General features: G+C 77.8%; 3 protein-coding genes. 2 read left to right on the top strand and 1 reads right to left on the bottom strand.

Annotated features, from left to right (window positions below; translation table 11 throughout):
- The first annotated feature begins 104 nt into the window (after window positions 1–104).
- Window positions 105–902 carry an MBL fold metallo-hydrolase gene (locus tag HTZ82_RS01955; protein ID WP_175407500.1) on the top strand — a complete coding sequence of 266 codons (798 nt, stop codon included), beginning with the start codon at window positions 105–107 and terminating at the stop codon, window positions 900–902.
- Entirely contained in the window at window positions 899–1,549 is a 651-nt protein-coding gene (locus HTZ82_RS01950) for a DedA family protein (RefSeq protein ID WP_375540770.1), read from the top strand. Before HTZ82_RS01955 ends, HTZ82_RS01950 begins: the two co-directional genes overlap by 4 nt.
- Before the next feature lie 12 nt (window positions 1,550–1,561).
- Here HTZ82_RS01950 and HTZ82_RS01945 read toward each other — a convergent pair.
- Window positions 1,562–2,775, bottom strand: a 1,214-nt coding sequence (locus HTZ82_RS01945) for an aminotransferase class I/II-fold pyridoxal phosphate-dependent enzyme (protein WP_175407499.1), incomplete at its 5' end; no start/stop codon positions are given.

Raw genomic sequence — 2,775 nt, 5'->3', positions numbered from 1 at the left:
GAGCTTGGGGGAGCGCGTGCCAGACGCCGCGGGGCAGGCGGGAATTGTCAGACAGGCCCTAGGCTTCAAGCAGGGGCAGGGGGGCGCGCGACGGAGGGCGGCTGATGGAGGTCACCTGGTGGGGTCACGCCACCTGTACGGTCGAGGACTCCGGCGTACGGGTGCTGACGGACCCGCTGTTCGTGCGCCGGCTCGCGCATCTGCGGCGGCGGCGCGGGGCGTTGCCGCCGCCGGAGGCGGCGCGGGCGGACGTGGTCCTGATCTCGCATCTGCACTGCGACCACCTCCACCTGCCGTCGCTGTCCCGTCTGGCGCCGGGCACGCTGCTGGTGGTGCCGAGGGGTGCGCCGCGGGCGGTGCCGGGGCTGCGGCGGCTGGGGCAGGGCCCCGCGGGGCTGCGGATCGCGGAGCTGGCCGCGGGCGACGAGGTGAAGGCAGGGCCGGTGGTGGTACGGGCGGTGCCGGCGGCGCACGACGGGCGGCGGCTGCCGGTGGGGCCGCGCCTCTCCCCCGCGCTGGGGTACGTGGTGCAGGGTGCGGCGCGTACGTACTTCGCGGGTGACACGGGGCTGTTCGACGGGATGGCGGCGGCGGTCGGCGAGATCGACGTGGCGCTGCTGCCGGTCGGCGGGTGGGGGCCGTTCCTGGGGCACGGCCACCTGAACGCGGCGCGCGCGGCCCAGGCGGTGGCCGCGCTGGCACCGCGCGCGGCGGTGCCGGTGCACTACGGCACGTACTGGCCGATCGGGATGGACGCGGTACGGCCGCACGAGTTCCACGCACCGGGCGGCGAGTTCGCCCGGCTGGCGGCACGGACGGCACCGGGCGTGGTGGTGCACCAGCTGGGGCACGGCGAGCGCGTACGGCCCGGGGGGCCGGGGCGGCCGGGGGTGTCCTGGTGATCGCGGAGGTCGTCGGCCAGCTCCCTCCGGAGGAGACGCAGCGGGCGGTGGGCTATCCGTCGCTGTTCCTGCTGGTGGCGCTGGGGGCGCTGGTGCCGGTGCTGCCGACGGGCGCGATCGTCAGCTCGGCCGCGGTGGTGGCGTACCACCAGACGGCGCCGTTCGCGCTGCTGCTGGTGTTCGTGGTGGCGGCGGCGGCCGCGCTGGCGGGGGACGTGGCGCTGTACTGGCTGGGGCAGCGGGGCGTCGGCTCACGGAACGGGTCGCGGTGGCTTGCGGCGCTGCGGGCGCGTGCCGCGCCGGAACGGCTGGCCCACGCCCAGGCCCGGCTGCGGGACCATCGCGTGTCGGTGCTGGTCGTGTCCCGGCTCGTGCCCGCGGGGCGGATCCCGGTCATGCTGGCCTGCCTCCTGGCGCGGATGCCGCTGCGCCGCTTCCTGTACGGCGACATCGCGGCGTGTCTGGCGTGGGCGGCGACGTACCAGCTGATCGGGGTGGCGGGCGGGTCGCTGTTCCCGCGGCCCTGGCAGGGGGTGCTGGCGGCGGCGGGGCTGGCGCTCCTGCTGAGCGCCGCGCCGCCCTTGTGGCGCCGCCTGCGCGGCGCGCCGGAGCCGGAGCAGCCGTCGGCCACGCGGCGCGGCGGGTGATCCGCGTGGGGTTCACGGCCTGGCGGCGAGGTCCCGCAGGACGGAGGCCAAGTGGTCGACGGCCGCCGTCACGTGGGGCAGGGTCAGGGGGTCGGGGGACGTCAGGGACTCCAGGCGCTGCTCCTGGGTGGCGCCCAGCAGGGGGGTCGTCGCCAGGCGGACGCGGAGGGCGCCGAGTTCGTCGCCGAAGCGGTGGGCGCCCGGGACCGGGGTGCCGAGGCGGTCGGTGAGGTACTCCTCCAGTTCGATGGAGTCCGTGACGCCCCGTTCCGCGAGGTGGCCGCGCAGCGGGTCGAGGTCGGCGTACAGGTGGCGGCCCGCGTCGGGCGGGAGCGCGAGGGCGCCGGCGCCGAGGACCACGTCGTGTGCGGCGGCCGCCACGCGCGCGTGGAGCGCGGTCGCCTCGGCGGCCCTGGCCGTGACGGGCCCGGGCTCGTCGAGGGCGTGGGCGACGGCCACGGCGAGGGGCCCGGGCAGATCGGCGCCCAGCGCCGTGAACACGTCGAGGATGCGGGCGCGGTGCGTGGCGGACGCGGCGGCGCGCGGAGGGAAGCGGGCGATGGCGGCGGGCCACGCGGCGGGCGTCACGGAACCGGCGAGGTCGGACAGGACGGTGACGTCGTCGGGGCACATCTCGGCGGGGCTGACGATGACCGTGTCGTGCGGCCGGTGCACGGTGTCGCGCCAGGTCTCGTCGCTGACGATGTGCAGCCCCTCGTCGACGGCCGCCTCGCAGGCCTCGCGGACGAGTTCGGGCGAAGCGACGGTGCCGGTGGGGTCGTCGGCGACGGACAGCAGCAGTACGGCCGGATGGCCGCCTTCGGCGCGTACCCGCCGTACGGTCTCCAGGAAGGCGAACGGATCGGGGACGCCGCCGCACTCGGCGGGCGTCGGCACGTGGTAGGCGGGGCGGCCGAGGAGCCGGGCCTGCGGGGTCCAGGCGAACGGGCAGGGGCGGGGCATGAGGACGTCGCCCCCGTGCGCGGCGAGCAGCGCCGCCAGCAGCGGCCCGGTGCCGGGTGCGGCGACGACGTCCTCGGGGTGGCAGGGCAGGCCGCGCCGCGACCAGTAACCGCAGGCGGCCTCGCGCAGGACCGGTCCCCCGCCCGGGGGTTCGGCCGCGGGCCGGGCGGCCGCGGCGGCGAGCACCGCGGCCAGTTCGGCGACGACCGGCAGCCCCGTGTCCGGCGCGGGCGGCGAGTACCGCACCTGCCCGTGCCCGAACG

It is taken from the genome of Streptomyces sp. TRM64462, assembly GCF_013362995.1.
Lineage (GTDB): Bacteria > Actinomycetota > Actinomycetes > Streptomycetales > Streptomycetaceae > Streptomyces.
This window is presented reverse-complemented; position numbering and strand designations above follow the sequence as displayed.